The 23,009-nt window shown below is 75.4% G+C and carries 23 protein-coding genes; 9 read left to right on the top strand and 14 right to left on the bottom strand.

Going from position 1 to position 23,009, the window contains the following annotated elements; genetic code table 11:
• Window positions 1–188 precede the first annotated feature (188 nt).
• The 5 genes from OG767_RS09420 to OG767_RS09440 are packed head-to-tail and all read left to right on the top strand — an operon-like array spanning window position 189 to window position 5,521.
• On the top strand, window positions 189–2,906 hold the full coding sequence (locus tag OG767_RS09420; protein WP_405093045.1) for an FtsX-like permease family protein: 2,718 nt from the start codon (window positions 189–191) through the stop codon (window positions 2,904–2,906).
• 1 nt (window position 2,907) lies between these two features.
• Window positions 2,908–3,942, top strand: coding sequence for an ABC transporter ATP-binding protein (locus OG767_RS09425; protein ID WP_405093046.1), 1,035 nt, complete (start codon window positions 2,908–2,910; stop codon window positions 3,940–3,942).
• A complete protein-coding gene (locus OG767_RS09430) occupies window positions 3,939–4,652 on the top strand; it encodes an ABC transporter ATP-binding protein (protein ID WP_405093047.1) in 714 nt (237 codons plus the stop codon). The genes OG767_RS09425 and OG767_RS09430 overlap by 4 nt, the downstream gene beginning before the upstream one ends.
• Window positions 4,653–4,703: 51 nt before the next feature.
• The gene (locus OG767_RS09435) at window positions 4,704–5,171 is read left to right on the top strand and encodes a hypothetical protein (RefSeq protein ID WP_405093048.1); all 468 of its coding nucleotides are present in this window, start codon (window positions 4,704–4,706) and stop codon (window positions 5,169–5,171) included.
• Window positions 5,168–5,521 carry a type II toxin-antitoxin system RelE/ParE family toxin gene (locus tag OG767_RS09440; protein WP_405093049.1) on the top strand — a complete coding sequence of 118 codons (354 nt, stop codon included), beginning with the start codon at window positions 5,168–5,170 and terminating at the stop codon, window positions 5,519–5,521. Before OG767_RS09435 ends, OG767_RS09440 begins: the two co-directional genes overlap by 4 nt.
• A 23-nt stretch (window positions 5,522–5,544) precedes the next feature.
• Here OG767_RS09440 and OG767_RS09445 read toward each other — a convergent pair whose 3' ends face one another.
• Both OG767_RS09445 and OG767_RS09450 read right to left on the bottom strand, forming a co-directional pair.
• Window positions 5,545–6,081 carry a hypothetical protein gene (locus OG767_RS09445; RefSeq protein ID WP_405093050.1) on the bottom strand — a complete coding sequence of 179 codons (537 nt, stop codon included), beginning with the start codon at window positions 6,079–6,081 and terminating at the stop codon, window positions 5,545–5,547.
• A gap of 82 nt (window positions 6,082–6,163) precedes the next feature.
• The gene (locus OG767_RS09450; RefSeq protein ID WP_405093051.1) at window positions 6,164–6,616 is read right to left on the bottom strand and encodes a GNAT family N-acetyltransferase; all 453 of its coding nucleotides are present in this window, start codon (window positions 6,614–6,616) and stop codon (window positions 6,164–6,166) included.
• Window positions 6,617–6,667: 51 nt separating this feature from the next.
• Between OG767_RS09450 and OG767_RS09455 the strand changes: the two genes are divergently transcribed.
• Window positions 6,668–7,150 (top strand): potassium channel family protein, encoded by a 483-nt coding sequence (locus OG767_RS09455; protein ID WP_405093052.1) that lies wholly within the window; start codon window positions 6,668–6,670, stop codon window positions 7,148–7,150.
• Between the two features lie 10 nt (window positions 7,151–7,160).
• Here OG767_RS09455 and OG767_RS09460 read toward each other — a convergent pair whose 3' ends face one another.
• Window positions 7,161–8,309 carry a helix-turn-helix domain-containing protein gene (locus tag OG767_RS09460; RefSeq protein WP_405093053.1) on the bottom strand — a complete coding sequence of 383 codons (1,149 nt, stop codon included), beginning with the start codon at window positions 8,307–8,309 and terminating at the stop codon, window positions 7,161–7,163.
• Window positions 8,310–8,477: 168 nt separating this feature from the next.
• On the opposite strand from OG767_RS09460, the gene OG767_RS09465 reads away from it, so the two are divergent.
• On the top strand, window positions 8,478–9,749 hold the full coding sequence (locus OG767_RS09465; RefSeq protein WP_405093054.1) for a YncE family protein: 1,272 nt from the start codon (window positions 8,478–8,480) through the stop codon (window positions 9,747–9,749).
• Window positions 9,750–9,764: 15 nt separating this feature from the next.
• On the opposite strand, the gene OG767_RS09470 is transcribed toward OG767_RS09465, so the two are convergent.
• On the bottom strand, window positions 9,765–11,321 hold the full coding sequence (locus OG767_RS09470; protein WP_405094172.1) for an alpha/beta hydrolase: 1,557 nt from the start codon (window positions 11,319–11,321) through the stop codon (window positions 9,765–9,767).
• A 73-nt stretch (window positions 11,322–11,394) separates the two neighbouring features.
• Complete coding sequence (locus tag OG767_RS09475) at window positions 11,395–12,507, bottom strand: ATP-dependent DNA ligase (protein ID WP_405093055.1); 1,113 nt, start codon at window positions 12,505–12,507, stop codon at window positions 11,395–11,397.
• A 135-nt stretch (window positions 12,508–12,642) separates the two neighbouring features.
• Here OG767_RS09475 and OG767_RS09480 point away from each other — a divergent pair, with 135 nt between their 5' ends.
• On the top strand, window positions 12,643–12,855 hold the full coding sequence (locus OG767_RS09480; protein WP_107162219.1) for a hypothetical protein: 213 nt from the start codon (window positions 12,643–12,645) through the stop codon (window positions 12,853–12,855).
• A gap of 28 nt (window positions 12,856–12,883) precedes the next feature.
• Here OG767_RS09480 and OG767_RS09485 read toward each other — a convergent pair whose 3' ends face one another.
• On the bottom strand, window positions 12,884–13,360 hold the full coding sequence (locus tag OG767_RS09485) for a GNAT family N-acetyltransferase (protein WP_405093056.1): 477 nt from the start codon (window positions 13,358–13,360) through the stop codon (window positions 12,884–12,886).
• 45 nt (window positions 13,361–13,405) lie between these two features.
• On the opposite strand from OG767_RS09485, the gene OG767_RS09490 reads away from it, so the two are divergent.
• A complete protein-coding gene (locus tag OG767_RS09490) occupies window positions 13,406–13,933 on the top strand; it encodes a DUF1990 family protein (RefSeq protein ID WP_405093057.1) in 528 nt (175 codons plus the stop codon).
• A 4-nt stretch (window positions 13,934–13,937) separates the two neighbouring features.
• Here the strand turns inward: OG767_RS09490 and OG767_RS09495 are convergent, their stop codons facing one another.
• The 8 genes from OG767_RS09495 to OG767_RS09530 all read right to left on the bottom strand — a co-directional run bounded on the left by OG767_RS09495 (window position 13,938) and on the right by OG767_RS09530 (window position 23,009).
• A complete protein-coding gene (locus tag OG767_RS09495; RefSeq protein WP_405093058.1) occupies window positions 13,938–14,852 on the bottom strand; it encodes a DNA-3-methyladenine glycosylase family protein in 915 nt (304 codons plus the stop codon).
• Between the two features lie 178 nt (window positions 14,853–15,030).
• Window positions 15,031–15,687 (bottom strand): hypothetical protein, encoded by a 657-nt coding sequence (locus tag OG767_RS09500; protein ID WP_405093059.1) that lies wholly within the window; start codon window positions 15,685–15,687, stop codon window positions 15,031–15,033.
• 208 nt (window positions 15,688–15,895) lie between these two features.
• Window positions 15,896–16,678 (bottom strand): anti-sigma factor family protein, encoded by a 783-nt coding sequence (locus OG767_RS09505; RefSeq protein WP_405093060.1) that lies wholly within the window; start codon window positions 16,676–16,678, stop codon window positions 15,896–15,898.
• Complete coding sequence (locus OG767_RS09510) at window positions 16,675–17,376, bottom strand: sigma-70 family RNA polymerase sigma factor (protein WP_405093061.1); 702 nt, start codon at window positions 17,374–17,376, stop codon at window positions 16,675–16,677. The genes OG767_RS09505 and OG767_RS09510 overlap by 4 nt, the downstream gene beginning before the upstream one ends.
• Before the next feature lie 82 nt (window positions 17,377–17,458).
• On the bottom strand, window positions 17,459–18,316 hold the full coding sequence (locus OG767_RS09515) for a spermidine synthase (protein WP_405093062.1): 858 nt from the start codon (window positions 18,314–18,316) through the stop codon (window positions 17,459–17,461).
• Window positions 18,316–19,296, bottom strand: a complete 981-nt coding sequence (locus OG767_RS09520; protein ID WP_281935222.1) for a hypothetical protein — start codon at window positions 19,294–19,296, stop codon at window positions 18,316–18,318. The genes OG767_RS09515 and OG767_RS09520 overlap by 1 nt, the downstream gene beginning before the upstream one ends.
• A 90-nt stretch (window positions 19,297–19,386) precedes the next feature.
• Window positions 19,387–21,861 (bottom strand): AAA family ATPase, encoded by a 2,475-nt coding sequence (locus OG767_RS09525; RefSeq protein ID WP_405093063.1) that lies wholly within the window; start codon window positions 21,859–21,861, stop codon window positions 19,387–19,389.
• Window positions 21,861–23,009, bottom strand: a complete 1,149-nt coding sequence (locus tag OG767_RS09530; protein WP_405093064.1) for an exonuclease SbcCD subunit D — start codon at window positions 23,007–23,009, stop codon at window positions 21,861–21,863. Before OG767_RS09530 ends, OG767_RS09525 begins: the two co-directional genes overlap by 1 nt.

Here is a 23,009-nt window from a genome sequence, read left to right on the forward strand (position 1 = left end):
GGTGAGCACCGATGAGCGCGAGGAACGCAGCGCAGCGGAGTCCCGCAGTCGCGAATGAAGGTGAGCACCGATGAGCGCGAGGAACGCAGCGCAGCGGAGTCCCGCAGTCGCGAATGAAGGTGAGCACCGATGAGCGCGAGGAACGCAGCGCAGCGGAGTCCCGCAGTCGCGAATGAAGGTGAGCATCGATGAGGCTGCCAGGCGCCGCCGGGCGGGTCCGGGCGTTCGGGGGGCAGTTCCTGTTGCTCGCCGTGCTGACCGCGGTGACCGCGCTGCTGATCACCGGCGTGCCGCGGGTCGCCGACCGGCTCACCGGCCAGGGGCTCACCGAGTACGTGGCCGGGCAGCCGCCGGCCCGGCGCGACGTCACGTACGCCACCGCGCCGACCACGTTCACGACCGGCGACCAGGTCGCCACGCAGGCGGCCCAGCTCGCCGCGATCGAGGACCGGATGCCCGACGCGGTCCGGGACGTCATCGGGCAACGCTGGTACGTCGCGCAGGCCGTGCCGGGTCGGCTGCGCGGCCCGACGCTCTCCACCGACAAGGGGCTGATCGACCTCGTCCTGCGCGGCGGCACCGGGCTGCGCGAGGCGGCCACGCTGACCGGCGGGCGGTGGCCGGAACGCGGCGTCACCGAGGCCGGCGCGATCGAGGTGGCACTCGCGGAAGCGGTGGCCACCGGACTGGGCGTCAGGCCCGGCGACCGGTTCCGCCTGTCGCTGCTCGACCCGAGCGGCGCCCCGCTCGAGTCCCGCCCGATCGAACTGGTCGGCGTGTGGCGGCCGAACGATCCGGGCAACGGGGTCTGGGACGCGCTGCCGTCGATGCTGCGGCTCACCCCGCCCGAGGGCGACGGCGACCCGTTCGTGGCGGTCGCCTACACGGCCGACGCCGGGGTGGATGCCGCCGCCGCGGTCGGATGGCCGGTGAGCTTCGGTTGGCGGTACCGGATCGCCCCGGACCGGCTCGCCGCCGGCCGGCTCGACGCGCTGATCGCCGGCATCGACGGGCTGGAGCGGACCCGGCCCGCCTCGGTCACGCTGACCCAGGGTGTGGACGTTCCGCTGCGCCGCTTCGCCGCCTCGCTCACCGCCGCCCGTACGCTGCTGGCGGTCATCGCCGCCGGCCTGCTCGCCACGCTGGCCGGGCTCGCCCTGCTGGCCGCCCGGCTCGCCGCGCGTCGCCGCCGCGCCGAGTTCCACCTGATCCGGGCGCGCGGCGGCTCGACCGGCGCCGTGCTGCGTCGCGGCCTGGCCGAGTCCGCCCTGGTGCTGCCGGCGGCGGCCGGGATCGGCTGGCTGCTCGCCGGCCTGCTGCCCGGCGCCGGCGCGTCGGCGTGGTGGGTGCTGGTCGCCGCGCTGCTGGCCACCCTGCTTCCGCCGCTGGCGGCGCTCGCGGTGGGCCGTCGGGTCGCCGGCCGCGCCGACCTCGGTGGCCGGTCGCCGGCGCTGCGGCTGACCGTCGAGGTGGCGGTGCTCGGGATCGCCGTGCTCGGGGCGTTCCTGCTGCGTCGGCGGGGGCTCACACCGGGGTCGGTGGATCCGCTGCTGGTCTCCGTGCCGGTGCTGCTGGCGGTGGCCGCGGCGTTGCTGGCGCTGCGCGCGTACCCGTGGCCGTTGCGGCTGCTCAGCCGCGTGACGGCGCGGGCGCGCGGCAGCGTCGCGTTCCTCGGCACCGCCCGCGCCGGCCGCGCCGCCAGCACCGGACCGCTGGTCGTGGTGGTGCTGGCGGTCGCCACCGCCGCGTTCTGCGGGGTGGTGGCCACCGGCATCGAGGCCGGCCGGGACACCGCCGCCGCCCGCGCCGTCCCCGGCGACCTGCTTGTCGACGGCGAGCGGTTCGCGCCGGACACCGCCGGTGAGTTGGCCGCGCTGCCCGGCGTCCGCGCGGTGGCCCCGCTGCTGGCGGTGCGGGCCCAGCGCCCGTACGTCGACCGGGCCGGCCGGCCGGCCCCGATCCGGGAGCTGCGGGTGCTGATGGTCGACGGTGACCGGTTCGCCGAGGTGGCCCGACGTGCCGGCGTACCCGTGCGCGTGCCCGGCCCGCTGCTCGGCGGCGGTGACGGGAGCGCCCCGCTGCCGGCGCTGGTGTCCCCGACGGTCGCCGCGGAGCTGGCCGACGCCGGGCTCGCGGACGCCGAGGGGCGCCGTCCCGCCTGGCTGGACGTGCAGGGCAACCGGCTGCCGTTGCGCGTCGCCGCCACCGTCGACGGGTTCGCGCTCGTCGACCGCGAGGCGACCCGGTTCGTGGTGCTGCCCTGGCCGAGCCTGCCGGCGGACGCCCCGCACCCGCTCGCCCCCACCGGCTTCGTGCTGGCCGGGCCCGGCGCGGACCGGGCCGAGGTGAACCGGGTGGCGACCGAGGGGCAGCGCCGCTACCTGCGGATCGGAACGGTGGAGAACGGGGACCGGGCCCGCCCGCCGCAGGTGACCACCCGCGCCGACGTCCGCGCCGAGCTGGGCGGCAGCGGCGTGAACGGGCTGCTGGTGTTCGGGTTCGTGCTCGGTGCCGGCGGCGGCGCGGTGCTGGGCCTGCTCGGGCTCGCGTTCGCGGTGCTCGCCGGCGCCCGGTCCCGGGGGCAGGTGCTGTCCCGGCTGCGCACCATGGGCCTGTCCCGACGGCAGTGGCGCGGCCTGTTGCTGGTCGAGCTGACGCCGCTGGTGCTGGTGTCGGTGCTGACCGGGGCGGTGGTCGGCGCGCTGCTGCCGCTGCTGCTCACCCCGGTGCTCGGACTGCCCGCGTTCACCGGCGGGGTGACCGTGCGTCCGGCGTTCGAACCCGGCCTGGTGGCCGGAGTGTCCGCCCTGGCCCTGCTGGCCCTCGCCTTCGCGATCACCGTGGAGGCCGTGAACAACCGCCGGATGCGCCTCGGCGAGGTGCTGCGGCTCGGAGAGGAGAGCTGAGATGACCGCGACCGCCTCCGGCTCGGCGCGTCCGGCGCCGCGCCACGATCCCGGACCGCCGACGGCCGTGCCGGACCTGGCCGCCCTGCAACAGCGCGCCGCGGAGCGCGCCGCCGAACGGGCCGGCGGACGGGACCGGCTGCGCGGGCACATCGTCTGCGACGGGCTGGTGCGCATCTTCAAGACCGAGGGCGTCGAGGTGGTCGCACTCCAGGGCCTCGACCTGGTCATCGACCGCGGTGAGTTGGTCGCGATCGTGGGCGCCTCCGGCTCCGGCAAGTCCACCCTGCTCAACATCCTGTCCGGGTTGGACACCCCGACCGCCGGTATCGCCCGGGTCGCCGAGTACGACCTGCTCGCCCTGTCGAACCGGAAGCGGCTGGCGTACCGGCGGGAGATGGTCGGCTTCATCTGGCAGCAGACCGGCCGCAACCTGCTGCCGTACCTGACCGCGGTGGAGAACGTGGAGTTGCCGATGCGGCTGGCCCGGCGACCCGGCGGCCGGCGGGACCGGCGGGAGCGGGCCCGCCGGCTGCTCGACCTGGTCGGGGTCGGCTACTGCGCGGACCGCCGGCCGGGTCAGATGAGCGGCGGCGAGCAGCAGCGGTGCGCGGTGGCCGTGGCGGTGGCCAACGACCCGGAGATCCTCTTCGCCGACGAGCCGACCGGCGAGCTGGACGAGGCGACCGGCGCGGAGGTCTTCGCCGCGCTGCGCACCATCAACGCCGAGCTGGGGGTGACCATCGTGGTGGTCACCCACGACCACGCCGTGTCCGGCCAGGTCCGCCGGACCGTCGCCATCCGCGACGGCCGGACCGCCTCCGAGGTACGCCGGACCGCGCGGGTCACCGCCGACGGCGGCACCGAGCTGGTCAGCGAGGAGTACGCGGTGCTCGACCGGACCGGCCGGATGCAGTTGCCGGCGCCGTTCGTGGAGGCGCTGGCCCTGCGCGACCGGGTCCGGCTGGACCTGGAACCCGACCACGTCGAGGTCCGCCCCGGCGACCGGACGTACGCCGAGGAGAACGAGCGATGACCGATCGGGCTGTGGTGCTGCCGGCGACGCCGGTCGACGAGGTGGTGCGGGTCGAGGGGGTGAGCCGTACGTTCGGCCGGGGGGAGCACGCCGTGCACGCCGTACGGGACGTCTCGCTCACCGCCGGCCGGGGGGAGCTGGTCGCCGTGCGCGGCCGGTCCGGGGCCGGCAAGACCACGCTGCTGAACCTGATCGGTGGGCTGGACCGGCCGGACGCCGGCCGGATCGAGGTGGCCGGCCACGACGTGACGTCGGCGGGGGAGCGGGAACTGCTGGCGCTGCGCCGGGGCACCGTCGGTTTCGTCTTCCAGACGTTCGGTCTGGTGCCGATCCTGTCCGCGGCGGAGAACGTCGGGGTGCCGCTGCGGCTGGCCAAGGTGCCGGCGGCGGAGCGGGAACAGCGGGTGGCGGTGCTGCTGGAACTGGTCGGGCTGGGCGCGCACGCGGCGCAGCGCCCGTACGAGTTGTCCGGCGGCCAGCAGCAGCGGGTGGCGGTGGCCCGGGCGTTGGCGAACGAGCCGGACCTGCTCATCGCCGACGAGCCGACCGGTCAGCTCGACTCCGAGACCGGCCGCTCGATCATGGACCTGATCCGTGCCGTGGTGCACGCCCGGGGCATGACCGCGCTTGTCGCCACGCACGATCCGGCGCTGATCGAGCTGGCCGACCGAACTCTGGTCCTGCGCGACGGCCACCTGGTCACCGACTGACCCGCGCCGTTCGCTAGCAGTCTCTCCTACTTCTGAAGTAGTGTTGATGTCATGTCCATGCCGTTGGAGTCCGTGCCGTTCTCCGAGCTGCTGCGTCAGCCGGCGGAAACGGCCGAGCGGTTGTCCCGCGCCCGCGCGCTGCGGTTGCGTCGCCGTGACGCCGCCGACCTGGTGCTGATGTCCGCCGACCGCGCGGCTGCCGAGGGTGAGGTGGTAGACCTGACCGCCCGGCTGCTGGCCAGCCTGGTCCGCCGTGACCCCGGTCTGGTACGCGAGGCGCTGCCCACCGTGCTGCCCTGGGTGCGATTCCTGCCCGCGGAGGATGCCCATCAGATGGCCGACGAGTTCATCGCCACGGCGGAGGCCGCCGCCGCGGTGGGCAACACCGCCGCGCTGTCGCAGCTGCTCACCGAGTGGCGGCGCACCGCCGAGGTCCATGCCGATCCCGACCTGCACCGGGTCCTGGCCACGCCGAGCGACGACGACTTCGGGCCGGTCACGCGCCCCACCGGCGAGTGAGCGCGAAGCGAGGCGATCGGGCCGCGCCACCGCCCCGCCCCGGCGGCTACGCCCTGCGATTCGCCACCAACGACGCGGCCAAGGGCTGGGAGGAACTGTGCCGCCAAGCGGCGGCCAACACACGCGCCGCGTTCGACGCCATCGAAGCTGACCCCTGCCCTGCGCCACCGACCAGCCGCCAGCACCCTCTGAAAGGCGGCCTCGCCGTCGGCGTGCACCGCCACGAGACGCTGCCGCAGTGGCAGTACGAGGTCACTGCCGGCGGTCGCATCTGGTATCTGGTCGATCACGACACCCGCACCTGCTGGATCAGACATGCCGGCACCGGGCATCCCAGGGCCACCGACTAGCAGTCGTCTGGTGCAAGCCTGACCTACCCGCCCGATCGGCGGTGGTGGTAGGACCAGGTGACGGCCAGCAGGAGCGGGCCCCAGAGCACCAGCGGGGCGTAGCAGCCGACCAGGAGCGCGAAGCCACCTGTCGGCAACCCCAGGTCGTTGCCGTGCACCAGCGCGCCCCACATCGCGTACCCCCAGATCACTGTGAGCGCGACGGCGCCGGCGGTGGCGGCGGTGACCGCGAACGGCGGCGGCACCCGCCGGTTACCGAGCCACGGGAGCCGGCGGGGGAACACCTCGCCCCACGGGCGGACCAGGCCCAGCGCGAGCAGCGCCAACCCCTCCGAGACGAGGCTGAGCGCGACGATGTAGACGCTCTCGCCGAACCCGGGCCGGATCGGGACGCCGGCCACCACGGCGCCGATCGGCAGACCGGCCACCAGCGCGATCCGCCACAACCCGGACGGGAGCGCGACGAGCGGGATCAGGTGGGCGGCGCGGACCGCCCACCGTGGCGGCGGCCGGCCGTCGTGGGGGTGGACGGCAGGCGGGGACAGCGTGTCGGCGGGCATCGGGCCTCCTTGGCGGTGGATGCCCCCAGCCTGGTCGGCGGTCGGGCGCGCGGCCTCCCCCGCCGGCGGGAGCCGGGACCCCCTACAGGGCCAGCTTCATCCCCTCGTGGCTGGCCACGAAGCCCAGGTCGCGGTAGAAGCGGTGGGCGTCGGCACGCTGCTTGTCGGTGGTGAGCTGCACCAGCGCGCAGCCCCGCTCCTGGGCCCGGTCGATCGCCCAGCGCATCATCGTCCGGCCCAACCCCCGGCCGCGCCGGTCGGCGCGCACCCGCACGGCTTCGATCAGCGCACGCTCCGCGCCGTGCCGGCCCAACCCGGGGATGTACGTGAGCTGGAAGCAGCCGACCAGCTCACCGCCGTCGTCGGCGACGATCAGGTGGTTGCGCGGGTCGGCGGCCAGATCGGCGAACGCCCGCTCGTACGCCGCGTCGACCTCGGGCCGGTCGCGGGTGCGGCCCAGCACGTCGTCGGCGAGCAGGGCCAGCACGTCGGGCAGGTCGGCGCGGACCGCCTCCCGGAAGATCACCTCGGTCATCCGACCAGCCTGGCACAGCGGCGGGTGGCGATGGCCGGGCAGCATGGCGCCATGGACCTTCTGCTGCTGCCGTTCCGCTGGATCTACCGAGGGCTGGTCTGGTTCGCCAACTCGCCCCGGACGCTTATCACCTCGTACCTGCTGATGATCGTGGTGGCCGGCGTGCTCTACAGCCAGGCCGAGCAGAAGGGCGCCGCCGACTCGGTCTGGTGGGCGGTGGTGACCGCGTCCACGGTCGGGTACGGCGACATCTCCCCGACCACGTTCGCCGGCCGGTTCCTCGCCGCGCTGCTCATCTCCACCATGGTGCTGCTGGTGATCCCGCTGATCACCGCGCACTTCGCCAGCCGGCTGATCGTCGACGACGACGCCTTCGAGCACGCCGAGCAGGAGGAGTTGAAGGCCGACGTCCGGCGGCTGCGGGCGCTGGTGGAGGAGATGGCCGCCCGGCAGGGCGTCGTGCTGCCCGAACCGCCCCGCCCGACGCCCGAGGCCGGGCCCGGCGGGCCCCGGGTCCGGCGCCGCCGCCGGTGAGGCCCACGGGTCAGCACCCGTCCAGCCAGCTCCGCAGCGCCCACCACCAGTGCACGGTCTCCGGCACCGTGCACCGGGCGCCCTCCTCGACCGGCGGCCCGCCGGTCACCTCCCGGAGCCGGCGCAGCCGGTACCGCACCGTGTTCGGGTGCACGTGCAACGCCGCCGCGGTCTGGTCCAGCCGCTGGCCGTGATCCAGCCAGGCGAGCGCCGTGGCAGCCAGTTCCCGGTGGAACTCGTCGGCCGGGTCGAGCGCGCCGAGCAACCCGTCCCGCAGCAGCTCGGCCAGCGCCGGCTGGGCGGCCAGCGCGGTCTCCCCGGCCAGGTCCGTCACCCGACGCAGACCGCGTAGCCGGCGACGGGTCGCGGTGCGCAGCGCCGCCAGGCAGAGCGCGTACATGGTCGGGGCCCGCTCCAGCGGTTGCGCGGGCGCCACCAGCGCCAGCAGGCCGGCCGGGGCGGCGTCGGGCAGCCGGGGGAGCAGGCCGGCCAGCCGGTCCTCGACGGTGCCGACCAGACCACCGTGCCGGGTGAGCTGCCGGTGCAGGGTGTACGACCGCACCGGGTCGGGATGCGCGGTGACCAGGCAGTGGTAGCGCCCGTCCGGCCGTAACCCGAACCGGGCCAGCTCGGCCGGGGCCGCGCCGGCAGGACCGTCGAGCAGCAGCCGGCGCAGCAGTCGCGCCCGGACCGACGCGCCGGTGCCGGCCAGTTCCCGCTCGGCGGCGCGGTGCCCGTCCACCACCGCCCGCTCCACCGCGGCGGCGTACCGGCCGATGACGAGCAGCCCCTCCAGCAGCACCTGGTCCGGGATGCCGGCGGCCCGGCCGTGCCGGACCACCAGCTCCACCGCCCGGTCCCGGCCGGCCTGGACGCCGCGCAGCAGGCCGGCGACGGAGATGCCCTGCGCCGCCCGGTCGGCGCCCAGTCGGCGGGCCTCGGTGAAGTCCCGCCCGGCCGGATCCTCGTGCCGTTCCAGCGCGCCGAGTCCGCTGGTCAGCAGCAGGACCACCTGCCGGCGGACCTCGCCGGTCGGCAGGCGGGCCACCTCCGGGGAGTCGGCGCGGGCAGCCTGCGCCACCTCCTCCACGGCGGCCGCGTCGCCGGCCAGGTCGCGCAGCAGCGCGCCGAACGTGGGGGCGTCTCCGGTCCGGGTCATCGGCGCCCGCTTCCCGTTGTCGTCGCGGCACAACCGGGACGGTCGGGCGTTGGCGTCCGGTTCCTAGCCGCCGTGGCCGGCCGGTTGCTCTCCTGGTTGTTACCGCAAGGTAACACCGATCGAGCCACCGAGAAACGTCGATGTCCCACCGGCTGTCAGGAGACGTCCATGACCCCCGTGCCACCCCGCCCGTCCCGATCCCGCCGCCGTGCCGGCCTCGCCGCGCTGGCCGCGCTCGCGCTCGCCCTGCCGACGCCGCTGGCCGCCACGCCCACGCCCGCCGCCGCGGCCGTCGCGCTCCAGGAGGTGATGTTCGTCGGCAACAACTGGGACGGCACCGCCGACGTCATCCGCTCCCGTGGCGACTATGCGAAGCTCGGCCGGATCGACGTGATCCCGGACCGGGCCGCGCGGCTGCGCGAGATCTACCTCAACCCGATCAAGCTGGCCTACTTCCTCGGCATCCGGCAGGGGCCGGGGGAGGGGCACGACCAGTTCGTCGACGACATGTACACCACGCCGGACGGCACCGCGCTCGTCGCGTCCCGGCCCAGCTTCGCCGACGTGGTCTCGATCGACCTGGCCACCGGCGCGATCCGCTGGCGGTTCCCGGTCTCCGGCTACCGCGCCGACCACATGGCCGTGTCGCCGGACGGCACCCGGGTCGCGGTGTCCGCCTCCACCTCGAACACGGTGCACGTGCTGGACATCCGCACCGGAGCGCAGCTCGGCTCGTTCGGCACCGGCGACAAGCCGCACGAGAACATCTTCACCCGCGACAATCGACTGTGGAACATGTCGATCGGCGAGGTCAACACCGACCTGGACGCGCCCTGGCTCGACTGGACCAAGGGCGACCGCCGGATCACCGTCGCCGACGCCACCACCTACCAGGTGGTCAAGGTGATCGACATGCGGGATCGGCTGGACGCCGCCGGCCGCCGCGACCTCTCCGACGCGGTCCGCCCGGCGGTGTTCACCCCGGACGGCAGCCGGCTCTACTTCCAGGTGTCCTTCTTCAACGGCCTGGTCGAGTACGACGTGGCCGCCGACCGGATCACCCGGGTCGCCACGCTGCCGAAGAACCCGGCGACCAGCGAGGACCGCACCACCTGGGTGAACGACTCCCGGCACCACGGGCTGTCGGTCAGCCCGGACGGCTCGCGGCTCTGCGTCGCCGGCACCATGGACGACTACGCGACGGTGGTGGACCGGGCCACGCTGATGCCGGGGACGCTGGTGCCGGCCAGCAAGCCGTACTGGGCCACGGTCAGCGGGGACGGCCGGGACTGCGTGATCTCCGAATCCGGCGCCGACCAGGTCACCGCCATCAACTTCGCCACCGGGCAGAAGGTGGCCAGTGTCGGAGTCGGCGACCACCCGCAGCGGGTCCGCATCGGGCACCTGCCGGCCGGCTGGACGCCCCCGGCCGCCGGCTGACCGGCCGCCGCACCGTCACCGGGCGGGGCAGCGCAGCCCCTCCCGGGGGACGGTGAGCGAGATCAGGTACGCGTCGACGGCCGCGTTCACGCACGCGGTCTGCGGGTACGCGGTGTGCCCCTCGCCCTCCCAGGTGAGCACCCGGCCGACGCCCAGCATCGAGGCCAGCGCCCCGGTCTGCTCGTACGGCGTGGCCGGGTCGCCGGTGGTGCCGACCACCAGGATCGGCGGCGCGCCGACCGCCCGCCCGGTCGGGTACGGGTCCCGCGCGCCCGGCCACTCCACGCAGCCGAGCATCCCCACCGCCAACGCCGGGCCGAACAGCGGGTATTTCTGCCGCCACTGCGACTGCAACGACCGGACCTGCTCCCGGGTCGGCTTCTCGGTCTCGTCGGCGCAGTTCACCGCCAGGTTGGCGTCGAACAGGTTGGAGTAGCGCCCGTCGTCCTCGCGACCGGCGTACGCGTCGGCGAGCTTGAACACGCCCGCCGGGTCGCCGCCCTGGAGGTCGTCGATCGCGCGGGCCAGCTCCTGCCAGCCCTGCTCGGTGTAGAGCGACGAGATCACCGCGTAGAAGACCCAGCCGGCGGTGGCCTCCCGGCCGCCCGCGCCGCGGACCGGGGAGGCGTTGGCCTTGTCGATCGCGGCGGTGACCGCGCCGCGGGCGTCCGGCGCGATCGGGCAGCGTCCGGCGTTCGCCGCGCACCACGCGGAGAAGTTGTCGAACGCCCGCTCGAAGCCCTTGGCCTGGCTCTCCGAGCCGGCGACGAGCTGCTGCCGGGGGTCGACCGCGCCGTCGAGCACCAGCGCGCGCACCCGCTGCGGGTAGAGCTGGGCGTAGGTCGCGCCGAGCAGCGTGCCGTAGGAGTAGCCGAGGTAGCTCAACTTCTCGTCGCCGACCGCCGCGCGCACCGCGTCCATGTCCCGCGCGGCCTGCTCGGTGCCGTAGAGCGGGAGCTGGTCGCCGTACTTCGCGCCGCACCGCTGACCGATGCGGCGGTTGAGGTCGACGAAGCCGTCGAACGACGCCTGGCTCTCCGGGTCGGGGTCGTAGCCGAAGCTGGCGTCCAGGTCGGCGTCCGGGATGCACTTCACCGGGCTGGACCGGGCCACCCCGCGCGGGTCGAAGCCGACGATGTCGAAGCGTTCGGTGACCGCTGTCGGCAGCCCGCCGAACGCCGGGCCGAAGGAGAGGTAGACGGCGGTGTCCACGCCGGACGCCCCGGGGCCGCCCGGATTGACCACCAGCGACCCGATCCGGTCGCGCTGCTTGGTGGAACGGGCCCGGATCAGCGCGATCTCGAACGTCTCGCCGGTGCCCGGCCCGGCGGTCGCGCCGGTGGCCGCCCCGGCGCCCCAATTGCGGGGCACCGCGATCCGGGTGCACTCGTAGCGCATGTCGGGCGCGCCCCGGCCGACCAGCTCGCCCGGCACCTCGGGGCAGGCCCGCCAGGTGGGCGCGCTGCCCGGCGGCGCCGCCTCGACCGCGCCCCCGCTCTCGGCGCGCGGCGCGAACGCCGGCAGCGTGCAACCGGCGGTGAGCACCAGTGCCGCGACGAACGCGGCCAGCACGGGCCGGACCCGGCGGGGCCGGTCGGGGAGACGGGTCACGTGGACGCCTTCCATGATCGGGTCGACCGCCAGGCTACGCCCGGTCGCGGGTGTCGCTCACCGTCGCCGCCGGATCGCCGCGCAGCACCTCGTCGACGTCGTAGCGGATCGGGCGGTCGAGCTGGCCGTAGCCGCACGAGCGGGGATCCCGGTCGGGACGCCAGCGGAGGAACCGGGCGGTGTGCCGCAGCCGGTCGCCCTCCATCGCGTCGTAGGCGACCTCGACCACCAGCTCGGGGCGCAACGGCTCCCACTCCAGGTTCTTGCCGCCGGTCCACCGGCTCACCCCACCCGGGATGCGCTGGCCCCGCTCGTGGTCGCCGTGCGCCCACGGGTGCTCGTCGCCGACCTCGCGGTAGGGCTCCAGCTCGTCGAGCAGCTCCTTGCGCCGGGCCATGGTGAACGAGGAGCTGACGCCGATGTGGTGCAGCACCCCGTCGTCGTCGTAGAGCCCCAGCAGCAGCGAGCCGACCACCGGGCCGGACTTGTGCCAGCGGAAGCCGGCCACCACCGCGTCCGCGGTGCGGGCGTGCTTGACCTTGAACATCAACCGCTTGCCCGGCTCGTACGGCAGGTCGGCCGGCTTGACGATGAGCCCGTCCAGCCCGGCGCCCTCGAACACCTCGAACCAGCGCCGGGCCGTCGCCGGGTCGGTGGTCACCTGCGTCACGTGCACCGGCGGCCGGACCCCGGCCAGGGCCTGCTCCAGTCGTTCCCGGCGCTGCGGGTAGGGCTTGTCGGTGAGCAGCTCGTCGTCGAGCGCCAGCAGGTCGAACGCGACGAAGTCGGCGGGCGTGGTCTCGGCCAGCATGGTCACCCGGGACTTGGCCGGATGGATCCGCTGGGCCAGCAGCTCGAAGTCGAGCCGCGGCTGCCCGTCGGGACCGTCCCGGCGGATCACGATCAGCTCGCCGTCGATCGCGCACCGGCGCGGGAGCTGGCGGCGTGCCTGCTCGACCACCTCGGGGAAGTAGCGGGTCATCGACTTGCCGCCGCGACTGGCCAGCTCGACCTCGTCGCCGTCGCGGAAGACGATGCAGCGGAAGCCGTCCCATTTCGGCTCGTAGGTCAGGCCGGGATCGGTGGGCAGTTCGGCCAGGCTCTTGGCGAGCATCGGCTCGACCGGCGGGTTGATCGGCAGGTCCACGGCGACCAGTCAACCAGACCCCGCCGACACCCGTGAGCCATCTCACCGCCGCCCCGGGTGCGGCGTGTCCCGCCGCGAGCCCTTCGTCACCCGCGGCCGGATGGTGAAACCGCAGGTCAGAGCTACCGTCGCGGCGTGCCGGAGTGGAGCTGCGGATGCTGCGGTCGCTGGCGGGTCAGCGTGGAACTGGTCCGGGGGCGGTACCGCTACCGCCTCGTGCACCGCTACCCGGCGGAGCACGGCGGCGGCGCGAACGTCGTCGGCGAGGTGGGCTCCGTGGCCGAGCTGGAGCGTCTGCTCCGGCGGTACGCGCCGGTCGGCCTGGCCGACCTCCGCGAGGCCGCCTGACCCCGCGCCGGCCGCGGAAGACCGGCCCTCAGCCGGCGCTCACCTTCTCCAGGACCGCCAGCCGGTTGCCGTTCTCGTCCGGCCGGTGCGCCACCACCCGGTAGCCGCGCCGGGCGTACAGGCCCAGGTTGTCCGCGCTCTGCGCGCCGGTGAACAACGCGAACCGCGCCACCCGGCCGGCGCAGGCGTGCTCCACCGCGGCCAGCAGCCGCCCGCCGATGCCGCGTCCCTGCTGGTCCGGGGCGACCGCGAGGCGGCCGACGTGGGCGGTGTCGCCGTCGAGGCGGGCCCGCACCGAGCCGACCAGGCGGGTCCCGCGCCGGGCGGCGAGCACCACGACCGGGCCGGCCAGCGCCGCCCGGACCTCGTCCAGCGTCTCGGTCAGCGGTGGCAGGAACACGTCCCGGTACCGCTGCGCCTCCACCAGGTACGCGGCACGTTGCACGGTGAGGATCTCACCGGCGTCCGCGACGACGGCGGGGGCGATGGTCACGTCGTCGGTCACCGGGTCAGCTCACCACATCCGCCCCGGGCGGACGTACCCTGGCGGGTGTCCCCGCGCGAGGAGGTGGCCGACGTGCCCGAGTTGACGTACCCCGAGGTGGGCGCGACCCGCGACGGTGGCCGGCCGGCCGGCTACCACCACCTGCGCCACCGGGTCCGGCTGCCGGACGGCGCGTTTCCGCTCGCGGCGGACGCGGTGCTCGGCTGGCGGCTGCACCGCGCCGCCGGCGTGGTGATGCGCGCCGACGCGCCGCGCGCCGCGCCCGGGGTGCGGGTCACGCCGGGGCTGGGCGTCGGGCCGGCACGGATCTGGGGGCCGACCGAGGTGGTCTGGGCCGTGGACGAGCCGGACCGGGCCGGCTTCGGCTACGGCACGCTGCCCGGGCATCCGGAGATCGGCGAGGAGGCGTTCCTGGTCACCCGCGGCGCGGACGGGACCTGGTTCGAGGTGACCGCGTTCAGCCGGCCGGCCCACTGGTACGTGCGTGCCGCCGGGCCGGTCACCCGGGGCTTCCAGCTCGGGTACGCGTGGTGGCTGGGGCGGACGCTGCGTCGGCTCTGCGCCGGCCGGTGACCGCTCAGTAACGGGCGAACGAGCGGATCGGGGCGCGCGGGCCGTACTTCGGCGCCTGCACGCCGGCGGCCTCCAGCAGCACGCACACCCGCCCCCGGTGGCCCCGGAACGGCTCCAGCAGCGCCAACATCCGGGCGTCGTCGCCGCGCGGTTCCCCGGCCAGCGCCCAGGCCACCGTGTTCGGCACGTGGTAGTCGCCGACGCTGACCGCGTCCGGGTCCCCGTACGCGATCCGGACCACCTCGGCGGCGGTCCACGGCCCGATGCCGGGGATCGCGGTGAGCCGGCGGGTCGCCTCCGCGGCGTCCGCGCAGCGTTCCAGCCGGTCCGCGACGGCGGCGGCGCGGCGCAGCGTGTCGGCCCGCCGCTGCTCCACCCCGAACGGGTGGAACACCCAGTACGGCGTGGCGGCCACCGCGTCCGGCGTCGGCGGCAGCAGCAGCGGTTGCAGCGGCCCCGGCGCCGGCTCGCGGAAGTGCCGCACGGTCGCCGCGTACGCCCGGTAGGCCTCCTTGCCGGTGACCTTCTGCTCGAAGACGGCCCGCAGCAGCCGGGGGAACACCTGGCCGGTGGCCGGCATCCGCAACCCGTGGTGCTGGTGGGCCAGCCGGGCCACCAGCGGGTGCGTGGCGGCCAGCGCGGCGAAGCCGGTCAGGTCGTCGGCCAGCCCGGACACCCGGTCGGCGCGGTCGACCACCCACGCCGCGCCCGGGCCGTACCCCTCGGCGACCAGCTCGCCGGCCTCGGGGCGCAGCGCCAGCGTGGCCGGACCGTCCGGGGTGCGGGTGGCCCACCAGAAGCTGCCGGCGGCGATCCGCGCGCACGGGTCGTACGGGCTGAAGGTCAACGCCCGCACCGAGGCGGCCAGCCGGTAGCCGGCCGGAGGGCGCAGCGTACGGCGGGCGGCGGGCGAGGTCACCCCGCCACTCTGCCACGCGGCTCCGCCGTGACGACGGACACCGCCGCGCACCCTCGGGCGCGCGGCGGTGGGTCGGTGCCGGGAGGCGGGGCGATGCCGGTACGCCCCGCCTCCCGGGTCCACGACGGTGACCGGCCGCGCCCTCCCCGGCGGCGGCCGGTCACCGTGTCCGGTGCGGTCAGTACGAGTAGTCCGAGCCGCCGCCCGAGTCGCCGGAGCCACCCGACGCCGGCGGGGCGACCGCCTTCGGGGTGCCGGTCGGCAGGCAGGTCAGGTTCTTCTTGCCGTTCGGATCCACGACGAACCAGGTGCCGCCGACGCCCTGGCCCTTCCACTGGCCCGGCTTCTTGTCCCCGATGTAGCGGTAGACCGGCCAGTCCCCGATGGTGATCTGCCGGGTGCCGTCCTGGCGGGTGACGGTGCCGACCTTGTCGTCGGAGACGCCCTGGAGCTGCGGGTTGCCGTCGGTCAGCGCCGGCGGCCAGACCTCGGCGCACTTGTCCACGCAGTTGGACTGCGCCGGGTTCGACGAGTCCTTGTCGAACCGGTACAGCACCCAGCCGTCCTGGTCGGTGACGACCTTGCCCATCCGGGGCAGCTTCTTGCCGACCAGCTCGTCGGTGAGTTTCACGTCCGACGGGGGCGCCTGGTCGGCGGCGGGCGTCTCCGGGGGGGCCGACGCCTCCGGCTCGGCCGCCGCGGTGGGTTCGGCCGCGGCGACGGCGACCGGCTCCGCCGCGCTCGAGTTCGCCCCGTCGTAGCCTGCGGGGGCGCAGGCCGTAAGTGCGACCATCGCGCTCGCGACGATGACGGTCGTCCGCATGTGGTGTGCCACGTGCCCTCCTCGTTCTTGGCAGTTCGCCGGGTAGTACGGGCGACGGTGCTGTCAAGGTTGAAGTCAAAAGGGTGGGCCATTTCACAGTGGACGGATTGAACCGATCCGGTCCGTGGCCCGTGCGCCACCACGACGGGACGGAACGGTCCGGAAACGACACGACGGCGCCGGACGGCCGTGGCCGCCCGGCGCCGTCGGCGCGGTGGGTTCAGAGGTCGGAGACGGTCACCAACGGGCTCGCCACGCCGTTGACGTCCACGGACTGCACCTGAACCTTCTCGATGTCGGCCAGCGGCGCCGAGGTCGACGCGCTCAGCTCCAGCGCGAGTGGGTTCTGGTTGGTGCCGTAGCCGCCGCCCGGCACCGACCAGGTGCCCACCACCTCGCTCGTGGCGTTCCTGCGCACCACCACCAGCCGGCAGGTGCGCGGCCCGGGCAGCCGGCTGAGCTGCACGGCGATCTGCGTGCCGTACTCCTTTTTCGCCAGCCACATCGTGGTCGTCACGCCGGTGCCCGGATCGGTGGCGTTGTGCTCGTCGCCCTCGATGTCCTTCTCGCCGCCGACACCCGGCCGGTTCGGGTCGGTCGGGTCGCCGCTCGGCGCGGCGGTCGGCACACTCTGCGTCGGCTCCGCCTGCGGCACCGGCGGCGGGTCGTCGCCGAGGAACCCGGCCGCGACGCCGCTCAGGCCGCCGAACACCACCACGGCCGCCGCGGTGGCCAGCAACTGCCGCACCCGGGTACGCCGCCGGTCCCGTCGTACCGCCACCAGCGTCCGGTCCAGCAGCGCCGGATCGGTGTGGGTCTGCTCCAACGCGGCCATCGCCTCGCCGTCGATGCCGGAGAGCAGCCCCACCACCGGGACCATCGTCTCCAGCTCCGCCGCGCACGCCCAGCAGGTGGCCAGGTGCTCCTCGAACCGTTCCATGTCCTGCGGATCCAGCACGCCGAGCGCGTACGCGGCGACGTCCATGTGGTCGGCCCGGCTCATTCCGTCACCCCCCTCTCCTGCAGAGCCGTGCGCAGCGCGCGCAGCGCGTAGTAGACCCGGGACTTCGCGGTGCCCAGCGGCAGGCCCAGCTCCTCCGCCGCCTCCGGCACGGTACGACCCCGGAAGTACGTCGCCACCAGGATCTCCCGATGCGACTGGCTGAGCGTACGCAGCGCGTCCGCGACCGTCATCGTGCGCAGCACCCGGTCGGTGCTGTCCGACTCGGCGAACGCGGTCAGGTCCCGGTCGTACGTCTCCGCCGGGCGGGCCTGTTCGCTGCGGTGCTCGTCGATGGCGATCCGCCGGGCCACCGTGACCAGCCAGGGGCGCAGCGAGCCCGGACCACCCTGCACGCCGAGGCGGTGCGCGTTGCGCCAGGCCCGCAGCAGCGTCTCCTGCACGATGTCCTCGGCGCGCTGCCGGTCCCCGCCGGTCAGTCGCATCACGAACATCAGCAGCGGGCCGGCGTGCTCCGCGTAGAGCAGACGGATCAACTGGTCGGAGTGGCTGGCCTCGGCGGAGGTCGCCTGGTGGCGTCCGGGGGCGGGTCGAGGCGGCACCGGGTCATTCTGGCGATCGGCGGGACGTGCGTCGACCCCCCGCCCCGAACGCGACGCGCGGGAGTGTGGCTGCGCCCGGGCGAACATCCACTCGGGCCGCGCCACCTCGCCGTGCCAGCCGGCCGCCACCGCATGCATGCAGACCTCCGGTGTCCAATGACATCAGCCGGCCCCCCACGGGCATGGCCGCCCGGTGATACGCAGCGCCCCGCCGAACGGATCAACGTTTGACGGAAAAAATTCCCGGTGGCGGCGGGGTGGAGTCCACCGCGTCCGCGTCGGAGACCACCGGGACACCGCCGGCGAACCGGTCCAGCTCGTCACCGGCCACCACCCGGCCCGGGAACCAGTCGCCGGCCGCGCGCCGGGACAGCTCCGGCACCGGCGGCTCCACCCGGGACGCCACCAGCACCAGATTGCCGTACCGCCGGCCGCGCAGCACCGCCGCGTCGCCCACCAGGCAGGCTCGGGGCAGCACGGTCCGCACGGTGGCGACCTGCCCCCGGGCGTGCCGCAGCGGCGGGCCGTCGGCGACGTTCGCCAGGTAGCAGCCGTCCGGCGCCAGCACCCGGGCCACCTCGGCGGCGAACTCCACCGAGGTCAGGTGGGCCGGGGTGCGGGCGCCGGCGAAGACGTCCGCGACGATCACGTCGTACCCGCCGTCCCGGCTGGACGACAGCGTGGCGCGGGCGTCGGCCACCCGCACCCGCAACCGGGGATCGGCCGGCCAGGGCAGCTCCCGCCGGACCAGCTCCACCAACGCGCCGTCCACCTCGGACACCCGCTGCATCGAACCGGGCCGGGTGGCCTGCACGTACCGGGGCAGCGTCAGCGCGCCGCCGCCCAGGTGCAGCACCCGCAACGGCGCGCCGGCGGGCGCGACCAGGTCGATCGCGGCGGCCAGCCGCCGGACGTACTCGAACTCCAGGTGCGTCGGGTCGGTCAGGTCCACATGCGACTGCGGGGTGCCGTCCAGCAGCAGCGTCCACGAGCCGGGACGGTCCCGGTCCGGCACCAGCTCGGCCCGCCCGGTGTCGACGTCCGCCGCCACCCGGTCGGCGTCCCGTCGCCGGCCCATCAGCGCCGCATCCCACGCGCCGCCGAGGTGAGCACCCGGTGCAGCAGCCGCGCGTCGCCGAGCATCCCGCGCAGCTTGCGCTCCAACCCGGCGATCGGCACCAGGTTCTGCGGGGCCCGCGGGTCCTTGTACGGGGTGGACGCGAACCGGGGCAACGTGACCAGGGACAGGTCCGCCAGCGCGACCGCCTCCGGCACGGTCAGCTCGGCCGAGCACTCCATCCGGACGATGCCCGCCCAGGGCGCCCCGGCGGCCACCGGCAGGCGCAGATACCACGACCAGCCGCCCCACGCCGTGCCCAGCCGGAACACCGGGCAGCGCTGGCCCGGCGCCAGCCCGGTCACCACCGCGGTCAGCCGGGCGTCGAGATACTGGCTGTGCTGGGTCTTGATGTAACCCAGGGTGCGCGGCAGGTTCCGGCGGCTGCGCAGCGGACCGTCCACCACCAGCAGGTCACCGTCGGCGCGGACCGCGTCCGAGACGGCCACCTCCAGCGCGGTCAGCGGGCCCTGCACCGCGGCCGGCAGCTTGCTCAGCTCGCCGGTGCCGCCGACCCGGTGCACCGGGTAGCGGACCGAGCCGGCCACCACCTCCTGCGCCGACGGGCTGGCGGTGAACAACCCCCGGCCCACCCGGGCGCCGGCCAGCTCGGCGGCGCCCCGGTCCAGGTCGCAGCGGACCACCCCGGCCGCGTACGAGGCGGCGATGCCGGGGAACGAGCCGCCGTCCTCCTCGGCCGTCCAGACGCTGGCGTCGATCCGGCGGACGCCGTCGACGAGCAGCACCACGTCCGGCGACCGCACCCCGGGACGGGGATCGATCGCCCGCCAGTCGGTGACCGGCAGTTCGACGTCGGCCTCCACCTGAGCGCTGCTCGGCGTCGCCGGCCCGGTCCCGCCGGCCGCCTCGAACGACGCCCCGTACGCCGGGTCCCACGAGTCGACGAAGAACCGGGCGCCGGCCCGGGACGGCCCGGTCACGCGGCGTCCCGCCGCGCGCCGTCGTACGCCCTCACCGTGCCGGCCTTTCGTTCGCGACTGCGGGGCTCCGCTGCGCTGCACTCCTCGCGCTCACAGGCCGGTCCGCTCGATGCGGGCGGTGCGGGCGTCCTTGCGGACCTCGAAGCGGACCGGGATCCGCTCGGCCAACGCCGGCACGTGGGTGACCACCCCGACCATCCGGTCCCCCCGGGCGGCCAGGCTCTCCAACGTGGCGGCGACCGTGTCCAGCGTGGCCGCGTCCAGCGTGCCGAAACCCTCGTCCAGCACGATCGACTCCAGGCTCGCCGCGCTCGTCGACATGCCCGCCAACTGCTCCGACAACGCCAGCGCCAGCGCCAGCGACGCCTGGAACGTCTCCCCGCCGGACAGCGTCCGCACCCCGCGCCGCAGCCCGGCGTCGTGGTGGTCGACCACGAAGAACTCACCCTTGTCGTGCACCAGGTCGTACTGCCCGCCGGAAAGCTCCCGCAGGATCCGCGACGCGCCGTCGACCAGCAGGTCCAGCGCCTCGGTGAGCAGCCAGCGCTCGAAGTTGTTGGCCCGCAGGTGGCTCGCGAGCGCGCGGGCCACCCGCGCCTGCCGCTCGTGGCCGGCCCGCTGCTCGCGCAGCTCGATCGCCTGCTCGCGACGCTCGGTGAGCCGACGCAACTCCGCCTCGGCCCGCTCCACCGCCACCGCGGCGTCGCGCAGCGGATCGTCCGGCGCGTCCAGCCCGGCGGCGGTGAACAACGCGCCGATCCGGTCGGACACCTCGGTCGCCGCCCGCCGGGCCGCGTCCACCGACCCGGCCAACCCGCCCCGGTCGGCCCGCCGCCGGTCGGCCTGCTCGCCCGCCCACCCGGCCAGCGCCGCCCAGGCCGACGCCACGTCGTCCCGGTCGGCGGCCGGCGGGCCGAACCGGGCCAGCCCGTCCCGCACCGCGTCGAAGTCGCGCCACGCCCGGCGCAGCCGGTCCTGCGCGCCGTCGAGCGTGCCCCGTGCCCGGCGGGCGGCCTCCCGGCCGGCCCGCACCGCGCCACCGGCCTCGTCCAACGCCGTCCGGAGCCGGGCGTGCTCGGCCAGCGACCGCCGCAGCGCCTCCGGCGCGGCGGCGTCCGCGAGCTGCCCGTCCAGCTCGGCCAGCCGCGCGGCGAGCCCGTCCTGCTCGGCCCGGACCCGCAGCAGCACCCGGTCCAGGTCACGGGCGGCGGCGTCGCGCTCGGCCACCACCCGCTTCGCGGCCTCGCTGGCCGCCCGCGCCGCCTTGCCGGCCGCGAGCGCCCGACTCACCGCCGACCCCTTCGGCACCGCCGGCACGGCGAGGACCACCTGCTCGCACACCGGGCACGGCGCGCCGTCGACCAGGTGCGCCCGCAGCGCCACCGCCTGGTCGGCAGCCTTCGCCTCGTCGTGCGCCCGGAACGCCGCCTCCAGCTCGACCTCGGCCCGCTCGGCGGCGGCCCGCGCCGCGTCCAACGCCGCGACCGCGGTGTCGTGCTCGGCCCGCGCCGCGTCGACCGCCGCGCGGACCGTCGCCGCCTCGCCGGTCAACCGCTCCCGGTCGGCGTACGCCCGCAGCAGCAGGCGCGCCGCGCTCTCGTCGCCGGCCGCGGCCAACTCGCCGCGCAGTTTCTCCTCGCGCTCCTCGGCCAGCCCGACCGCCGCGGTCGCCTCGTCGACGGCCACCCGGGCCGCGGTCACCGCGCGGGCCAGCTCGGCGGTCCCGTCCGGCGGCCGGACCCCGGCCAGCACGCCCAGCTCGGCGTCGAGCGCGGCCAGCGCCGCGGCCCGCTCACCGGCCGTGGCCCGGGCCCGTTCCAGTTCCGGTACGGCCGCCGCGACCGCCCCGGCCAGCTCCCGCACCGCCTCGACCCGGCCCTGGGCGTCGGCCAGCCGCGCGTCGTCCACGTCGGCGAGACCGCCGAGCATCTTGTCGACCGTCTCCAGCTTCGCCTCGGCCTGCCCGGCGCGCTCGACCGCCTTCTTCTGCACGTCCTCGTAGACGCCCAGCCCGAGCAGGTTCACCAGGATCTGCTGACGGGTGGCCGGCTTCGCGTGCAGGAAGTCGGCGAACTGCCCCTGCGGCAGCACCACGCACGAGGTGAACTGCTCGTACGGCAGCCCGACCGCGTCCAGCACGGCCTGCTCCATCTCGGCCGGCGTGCCGGCCACCACGTCGCCCAGATCCTCGGGGCTGAGCCCGGTGTCCAGCTTGGTCACGTCGAAGCCGGGCGGCATGAGCTGGAGCCCGGCGTTGGCCGTCTTCACCGTGCCCCGGCCGTCGCGGCGGACCACCCGGGTGGCGACGTACCGGTCGCCGGCGGACTCGAAGACCAGCCGGACCCGGGCCTCGGTGGCCGACGGGGCCAGCGCGTTGGCCAGCCCGCGCGTGCCGCCCCAGCGTGGCACCGTGCCGTAGAGCGCGAAGCAGATCGCGTCGAGCACCGTCGACTTGCCCGAACCGGTCGGCCCGACCAGCGCGAAGAAGTCGGCGTCGGTGAAGTCGACGGTGGTCTCCTCGCGGAACACGGTGAAGCCGGCCATGTCCAGCCGCATCGGCCGCATCAGTGCTCCACCTCCTCGAGCAGCTCGTCGAAGAGTTCCCGGACGCCGTCGTCGGCGTGCCCACGGCTGCCCAGGTAGTCGGCGAACAGCTCGCGCGGCGAGCGGCCGGCCCGCTGGGCGGTGCGGGTGCCGCTGCCCGGCGTCGGCATCAGCTCCGGGTCGATCCGGATCTCCAGCGCGCGGGGGAGCAGCTCCTGGACCTCCTCGCGCAGCCCGGCCCGGGGTTGCTCCCGGACGAAGACCCGCAGCCAGCCGTCCGGCGGCTCGATCTCGGCGAGCTGCGCGAGGGTGCCCCGCACCGTGCGCAGCGGCACCGCGCCGGGCACCGGCACCTCCCGGACCCGGGCGGCGGTGGTGGCGGTGACCTCCACGATCGTCACCGAGCCGACGTTCTCCTGCTCGCCGAAGTCGACCGCGAGCGGGCTGCCGCTGTAGCGGATCGGGCAGGGGCCGATCACCCGCTGGGAGCGGTGCAGGTGGCCCAGCGCCACGTAGTGCGCGTTGCCCGGGAAGACGGTCGCCGGCACCGCGTAGCCGAGCACGGTGTGCGCGTCCCGCTCGCCGCCGCCGGTGCTCGCCCCGACCACGGTGAGGTGCGCGGTGACCAGGTGCACCCGGTCCGGCTCGGTGAAGCCCTCGGCCAGCTTGTCGAGCACCCGGCCGAGATGGTCGGCGTAGGTCTGGTTCGCCTCGGCCGGGGTGAGCGCGTACATCTCCACCGCGCGGACCGCGTAGCGCTGGGACAGGAACGGCAGCGCGGCGACCCGCCACCGCTCGCCGTCGCGGGTCACCCCGTCGATGACGTGCTCGGCCGGATTCTCCCGCACGCTGCCGCGCAGCGTGATGCCGGCGGCGTCGGCCCACGGGCGCAGCGCGTCGAGCGCCGCGCCGTTGTCGTGGTTGCCGCCGATCGCCAGCACGTCGGCGCCGGTGCGGCGCAACGCGGTCAGCGCGCGGGTGACCAGCCGGGTCGCCTCCGGCGTCGGCGCGGCGGTGTCGTAGAGGTCACCGGCGACGATCACCAGGTCGGGCCGTTCCTCGCGGGCGATGTCGATCACCTGGGCGAGGACCTGCGTGTGCTCCTCGGCCCGGGACTGCCCCTTGAGGACCTTGCCGACGTGCCAGTCGGAGGTGTGCAGGATCTTCAT

Source organism: Micromonospora sp. NBC_01392 (assembly GCF_045040125.1).
Lineage (GTDB): Bacteria > Actinomycetota > Actinomycetes > Mycobacteriales > Micromonosporaceae > Micromonospora.

What these genes read in the sequence shown, in the direction of transcription:
- OG767_RS09430 (WP_405093047.1), top strand. Translation starts at nt 3,939, where the DNA reads ATGACCGATCGGGCTGTGGTGCTGCCGGCGACGCCGGTCGACGAGGTG.
- OG767_RS09510 (WP_405093061.1), bottom strand. Translation starts at nt 17,376, where the DNA reads ATGCATGCGGTGGCGGCCGGCTGGCACGGCGAGGTGGCGCGGCCCGAG.
- OG767_RS09450 (WP_405093051.1), bottom strand. Translation starts at nt 6,616, where the DNA reads ATGACCGAGGTGATCTTCCGGGAGGCGGTCCGCGCCGACCTGCCCGAC.
- OG767_RS09455 (WP_405093052.1), top strand. Translation starts at nt 6,668, where the DNA reads ATGGACCTTCTGCTGCTGCCGTTCCGCTGGATCTACCGAGGGCTGGTC.
- OG767_RS09425 (WP_405093046.1), top strand. Translation starts at nt 2,908, where the DNA reads ATGACCGCGACCGCCTCCGGCTCGGCGCGTCCGGCGCCGCGCCACGAT.
- OG767_RS09525 (WP_405093063.1), bottom strand. Translation starts at nt 21,861, where the DNA reads ATGCGGCCGATGCGGCTGGACATGGCCGGCTTCACCGTGTTCCGCGAG.
- OG767_RS09445 (WP_405093050.1), bottom strand. Translation starts at nt 6,081, where the DNA reads ATGCCCGCCGACACGCTGTCCCCGCCTGCCGTCCACCCCCACGACGGC.
- OG767_RS09420 (WP_405093045.1), top strand. Translation starts at nt 189, where the DNA reads ATGAGGCTGCCAGGCGCCGCCGGGCGGGTCCGGGCGTTCGGGGGGCAG.
- OG767_RS09515 (WP_405093062.1), bottom strand. Translation starts at nt 18,316, where the DNA reads ATGGGCCGGCGACGGGACGCCGACCGGGTGGCGGCGGACGTCGACACC.
- OG767_RS09530 (WP_405093064.1), bottom strand. Translation starts at nt 23,009, where the DNA reads ATGAAGATCCTGCACACCTCCGACTGGCACGTCGGCAAGGTCCTCAAG.
- OG767_RS09435 (WP_405093048.1), top strand. Translation starts at nt 4,704, where the DNA reads ATGTCCATGCCGTTGGAGTCCGTGCCGTTCTCCGAGCTGCTGCGTCAG.
- OG767_RS09465 (WP_405093054.1), top strand. Translation starts at nt 8,478, where the DNA reads ATGACCCCCGTGCCACCCCGCCCGTCCCGATCCCGCCGCCGTGCCGGC.
- OG767_RS09460 (WP_405093053.1), bottom strand. Translation starts at nt 8,309, where the DNA reads ATGACCCGGACCGGAGACGCCCCCACGTTCGGCGCGCTGCTGCGCGAC.
- OG767_RS09505 (WP_405093060.1), bottom strand. Translation starts at nt 16,678, where the DNA reads ATGAGCCGGGCCGACCACATGGACGTCGCCGCGTACGCGCTCGGCGTG.